The sequence below is a fragment of the Sulfurovum sp. genome, assembly GCF_041551015.1.
In the GTDB taxonomy this organism is placed as follows: domain Bacteria; phylum Campylobacterota; class Campylobacteria; order Campylobacterales; family Sulfurovaceae; genus Sulfurovum.
The window spans coordinates 1-6,136 of the sequence record NZ_JBFENQ010000111.1 but is presented as its reverse complement, the minus strand read 5'-3'; the positions used below and the strand labels follow the sequence as shown (position 1 = coordinate 6,136).

The following is a 6,136-nucleotide window of genomic DNA, read 5'->3' as shown; positions in this document are numbered from 1 at the left end:
TGAGCTATTATATATGTTATTAGATTTTAATTAGGGAAATATATGAACTTGAAGAAAAGTGTTTTAGTAGGTATGTCCGTAGCGATGTCATTTTTATTTGTGGGGTGTGGAGATGAGAAAGAAGTGGCTGAGTTCAATAAACCGGCATTGTACTGGTATCAACAAATAGCCAACAGCATCAGCCATGGCAATTTAGATAAGGCGGATTCGTATTATATCTCTCTTAAGAGTGAACATATGCGTTCACCGCTTATGCCTACTTCTTTGATGATGCTTGCTCATGCACACATGAATGCAGAAGAGTATCTGCTTGCAAATTATTACCTAGATGAGTATAACAAGCGTTTTGGTGAGTATGAGAGTCGTGAATATACAGACTTTATGAAACTTAAAGCCTCATTTATGGGTGTAAAGGATGTCTATAAAGACCAAAAACTCATTATAGACAGTATTTCTACGGCTAAAGTATATATCAATCGTTATCCGGGCTCTCCTTACGCACCACTTGTTAATACAATACTGATAAGATTACATATGAGCCAATACCTGCTTAATGAAAACATTGCAGCATTGTATGATCGTACAGGAAAACCTGATGCCGCAAAGATCTATAGAGACAAAAACAAAGGATCTGTAGTAGAAATGGCTGATATTACACCGCCTGAGAAAGGCATCATAGGTTATGTCTTTGACTAACCTTTAAGTTGTGGGCACATAAAAAGTACCTCTTTAAGGGCGTATTTGTGCCCACTCTACATAAATTATAAAACAAAATTAAATATTCTTAAAGGAGCGACATTATGCAACTCAGTGATTATGATGCATTTCCCACTACCTTACCTATAGTGGTTGAGGATGAACTTTTTCTTTATCCTTTTATGATAAGTCCTATTTTTCTTACAGATCAAAAAGATATCGATGCTGCAACCGATGCGATGGAGAATAACTCTTTACTTTTTGTCACTTCTTCTATGCCTGGTAAAGAAGGCATACATGATTTTGATACTATGTATAAAGTAGGGGTTGTCGGCTCCATTATGCGAAAAGTACATATACCAGACGGTAGAGTCAAGATACTTTTTCAAGGACTTGCACGTGGCAAAATAATTGAACCTCAAGAGGGTACTTTTAACCGTGCAATCATAGATGTGGTTACTTTAGAGAGTTACAATAAACTCAAAGCAGATGCCTTGATGGATATACTTAGAGACAAAGTAAAAAAACTCTCTGCCCTAAACAGTCAAATACCTGCTGATCTAGTACGTACCATAGAAGAGAATGATGAACCAAATCGTATAGCAGACTTAGTATCTTCCATGTTGAAACTAGATAAAGAAGTAGCTTATGTCCTTTATGTTGAACTAAATATCGAAAAACGTCTATTGGGTCTCATTGATATCATAACCTCTGAGATAGAGTCTGCTAAGGTACAACGTGAAATACGTACAAAAGTACATACCAAGATAGAACAAACGAATAAAGAATATTTCCTTAAAGAACAACTCAAAGAGATCCAGCATGAGTTGGGTATGGATACGCAAAGAGAAGAGGAGATAGCCAATTTCAGAGAAAAAGTCGCTGCGCTTAAACCTCATATGCAAGAAGATGCCTTTAAGGAAATAAGCAAACAGCTAGACCGTTTTGCCCGGATGCATCCTGATTCTGCAGATGCCAATGTACTTCAGAGTTATTTGGAATGGGTACTCGAACTTCCTTTTGGAAAGTTAACGAAGAAAAATCTAAGTGTGAAAGATGTTTCACTTGAACTGGACAAAGATCACTATTCGTTGGAAAAACCTAAAGAACGTATTGTTGAATTTTTCTCTGTTCGTGAACTGGCTCAGCTTAGAGGAATTAAACAAAAAGAGACAGGTGGGGTCATACTCTGTTTTGCAGGACCTCCTGGTGTAGGTAAAACTTCACTTGCCAACTCCATCGCTACTGCATTGGGAAGACCACTTGTACGTATGGCATTGGGTGGACTTGAAGATGTCAACGAGCTTAGAGGGCACAGAAGAACCTATGTGGGTGCAATGCCTGGACGTTTAGTGCAGGGACTCATCGAAGCCAAAAGTATGGATCCTGTCATCGTACTTGATGAGATAGACAAAGTAGGGCGTAGTATGAGAGGTGACCCGACTGCTGCACTGCTTGAAATACTTGATCCTGAACAAAATAGCAAGTATAGAGACTATTATCTCAATTTTAATATTGACTTAAGTAAAGCGATTTTTATCGCTACAGCCAATGATGTCGGACGCATACCTGCACCACTACGTGACAGAATGGAATTCATAGGATTGAACTCGTATACACCTAAAGAGAAATTTGAGATTGCAAAACGCTATCTCATACCACAAGAGCTTAAAAAGCATGCACTAAAACGTAGAGAATTTTCCATTACGGATAAAGCACTTAAAACTTTAATAGATGAATATACTAGAGAAGCAGGTGTTCGAAACTTACGCCGTAGAATAGCTGGGTTGATGCGAAAAAGTGCTAGACAACTTTTGGAAGACAAGACAAAAGACACCATTACGATTTCAAGAAAGAATTTGGAACAATTTACAGATAAAAAAGTCTTCGAGATCTCTTTAGTAGATAGCAAGCCGCAAGTTGGAGTTGTCAGCGGATTGGCTTGGACAGCAGTTGGAGGAGATGTTTTAACGATAGAAGCGATCAAGATCAAAGGAAAGGGTGGATTACAGCTGACGGGTAGTTTAGGTGATGTGATGAAAGAGTCTGTACGTATTGCACACTCTGTGGTAAAGATACTTATTGATAATGGAGAGCTACCTATCTCTCCTTCCATCATACCTCACTCTGCAAAAGAGAGAGAAGAACGTATTGCTGTGGATGCAAGTGAAGTCTATAAGCGTTATGATCTTCATATCCATGTTCCTGAAGGTGCAACACCTAAAGATGGTCCAAGTGCCGGTATCGCAATGGTAAGTGCTATCTCTTCTATTTTAAGCGGACAAAAAATAGATAATGAAGTGGCTATGACGGGAGAGGTGACACTTACAGGGAAAGTACTACCTATAGGTGGACTCAAAGAGAAGTTGATCGCTGCCTATAAAGCTGGAGTCAAAAAAGCATTGATCCCGATGAAAAATTATGAGCGTGACTTAGATGATATTCCTGATGAAGTAAAAAGTAATGTAGAAATTATTGGGGTTTCTCGTATTGAAGAAGTATTGAAAGAAATATTTGTAAAATAGATTTGACCAGCTTAAAAGCTAGGTCAAACTTGTAAGTGAAGTGGTTAATCTGTCCACTGGTTTATTTTTTCATATAGATGATCTTGCATAACAGGTTTACGCAAGAAGTCGTTTGCACCATTGTCAAATACTTCTGTCTTACGTGTATCATCTGTAGATAGTACGATGACTGGTACATGAGCATTAGACATGTCAGATCTAAAGATCTTAAGAAATTCTATACCATCTACAACTGGCATCATGATATCTAATAGTATAAGATTGATATTAGTATCTTTTTTTATTTTATCTAATGCGTCAGAGCCATTTTCCGCTTCTACGATTTCTGTTACTTTTGGATTCTTTTTTAAAAGAGTCTGTAATAGCTTTCTGTTGATGAAATCATCATCAACAACAAGTACTTTTAATGCCATGTTTATTATCCTCTATACTTAGTTATTATATTTTCTATCTCTTCTTTGGAAGCTGTATTTGAGATGGTTTCACCTTTTTGTACAGTTACCTCTTGAGGACTATTTGTATTGTTTGATGAAATTATAGCTACATCTTCATTAGACTGTCTAATACTCTCTGTAACTAAGTCTGTATCAGTAAAGAGAATATCATAGTCTCCCGATGACAATTTATTTTCTAATATGTTCATATCATCTAATGTATCATATTCTTGACCTATGTTTTCTAGTACTTTTGCCAAGACTCTACGCGCCAGTAAGAATTTCTTAGCAATGAGAATTTTTTTGTCTTGCTGTGTCTCAGTGAGATCAACAGTAGGCTCTTCTATATTTAGATCAAGTGATTCATCTGCCATCTCATTTACAGGGACAATAGTCTCTTCAGGCTCTTCGACAACTTTTTCCTCAACAACTTCTTTTTCTACTTTAACAGGTTCTTTTGTATGAGTACTTGCTTTGTCTGATAGGAACTTGTTTAGTACATAAAGTAATTCTGTTGTTTCAATAGGTTTAGTTATATATTCATCCATACCTTCACTTAAAAATCTCTCTCTGTCACCTTTAAGAGCATTTGCTGTCAAAGCTACAATAGGGATGTGTGGCAACTCTTCATCCTCTTCATAGTCAAGAATTTCATGTGTTGCTTCAATACCATCCATAACCGGCATTTGAATATCCATAAAGAGTAAGTCATAATCCCCATTTCTACGTTTTTCAAATGATTCAAGACCGTTATTTGCGATATCAACTGTGATTCCATGTTCTTCAAGGATACGTTTAATAAGTTTCTGGTTAATGATGTTATCTTCTGTTACTAGCACTTTTGCATCAAATCTAGTCTGTTGTGTTACAGCTGCCTCTTCAATAAGTTGAGGTGTGACAGTTGCAGTATTGTTTAATACAGTTTTGAGTTTACGAAGTGTAACTGGTTTAAAGATAACATTACTTTGCTCAATACCAAGCTCTTCTACTTTATTACGACTTGTGACGTTTGCGATAACAATGAGTTTAGATTTATCCATATTATGGATGGCATCCAACATATTTTGTCTTGCTTTATCGATATCGATCCAGTAATTTTTACAAGTATCATTGTAGTCAAGTTCTTTGAGTTCAGCGATTGATTCAAAATGTTTAACTGTTGGACCAAAGTAGTCAAAGTATTTTTTTAAATAGCTGTCAAGTTTTGTTGGAATTTCTTGCTCATATTTACCTATCGTAAGGTCAGTGAAGGCCGTCGCATAATTTACTTCAGCTGACATTACTTCTTCTAATGGTAATGAGAAGAAGAATGATGTACCATGGTCTTTAGCACTTTCAAGTTCAAGTTTTCCACCCATAAGTTCAACGAACTGACTAGAAATAGTAAGACCAAGACCTGTACCACCATATTTTCTTGTAACTGATACATCGGCTTGAGAGAAAGCATCAAAAATACGAGATTGTTGGTCTTTTGTCATACCAATACCATTATCTCGTACAGTAAACTGAACTCTATTTACGCCATTTTCATCTGTTATCTTTAGGATCTCAAGGTTAACCTCTCCACCATAACTTGTAAATTTAACGGCATTAGAAAGAAGGTTAATAATAATCTCTTTGATCTTCGTTGGATCACCTTTAAGTTTTGCAGAGATCATCGGGTCCATATAGTAGTTCATATCAATATTTTTCTCTGTTGCAGCAACTGCATAGGTTTCCACTGCACTTTCAAACTCTTCAGCCGCATCAAAGACGATACTTTCAATCTCGATCTTATTACTTTCGATTTTTGAAAGGTCAAGAATGTTGTTGATAATGCTCAGAAGGTTTTCCGAACTTTTATCAATGATAGAGAGGAATTCATCTTGTTCTTCAGTAAGGTTTGTACTACGTAATATTTCTGTAAATCCAACTATACCGTTAAGTGGTGTACGAATCTCGTGTGACATGTTTGCAAGGAACAGAGATTTTGCTTCATTGGCCTGAAGTGCAATGAGTTTATCATCTTTTGCTGTTTCAACAAGGTCCTCTAGGAATTTATAGGCTTCTTTTGTACCTTCGTGGGTATCGAGATCAATGTTTTCAATAGCATGAGAATCTGATGCAAGGTATTGATCACTGGCTTTCATCTCATCAACCGCTTTGTTCAGTACGTCTTCAAGCTCTTTAATGTTTCTTGTAATATCTCTTGCAGTTGTGTATCCAAGGTAAGCCAAAATAAAACTCAGTAACCAGATAGCCGCTGCGATAGCAAGAAGTAGAAGTTGTTTTTGAAGATAAAGGTCACTCTTTTTCCATAAAGCATTTGAAACCACAAGTTCAGCTTTTGAAAGTAATGAGATCTTTTGTGTCTGTAGTGCAAACCAGTCTATAACCTCTTCTGCATAGTCACCATTATCGATATCTGTTTGAATCGCAGACGATGTCATACCAAGGTTAGTCATAATTTCCTGTGCATTATCATTATAGAGTACTATCTCA

Annotated in this window: 4 protein-coding genes; 2 read left to right on the top strand and 2 right to left on the bottom strand. The window is 36.7% G+C overall.

Annotated features, from left to right (window positions below; translation table 11 throughout):
- Window positions 1-42 precede the first annotated feature (42 nt).
- Both ABZC96_RS07660 and lon read left to right on the top strand, forming a co-directional pair.
- A complete protein-coding gene (locus ABZC96_RS07660) occupies window positions 43-696 on the top strand; it encodes an outer membrane protein assembly factor BamD (protein WP_373030230.1) in 654 nt (217 codons plus the stop codon).
- A 104-nt stretch (window positions 697-800) separates the two neighbouring features.
- Window positions 801-3,221, top strand: a complete 2,421-nt coding sequence (gene lon, locus ABZC96_RS07655) for an endopeptidase La (protein ID WP_373030228.1) — start codon at window positions 801-803, stop codon at window positions 3,219-3,221.
- A gap of 44 nt (window positions 3,222-3,265) precedes the next feature.
- On the opposite strand, the gene ABZC96_RS07650 is transcribed toward lon, so the two are convergent.
- Window positions 3,266-3,634, bottom strand: a complete 369-nt coding sequence (locus ABZC96_RS07650; RefSeq protein WP_373030226.1) for a PleD family two-component system response regulator — start codon at window positions 3,632-3,634, stop codon at window positions 3,266-3,268.
- 5 nt (window positions 3,635-3,639) lie between these two features.
- Window positions 3,640-6,136 (bottom strand): ATP-binding protein (locus ABZC96_RS07645; RefSeq protein WP_373030224.1); only part of this gene is annotated, 2,497 nt, incomplete at its 5' end.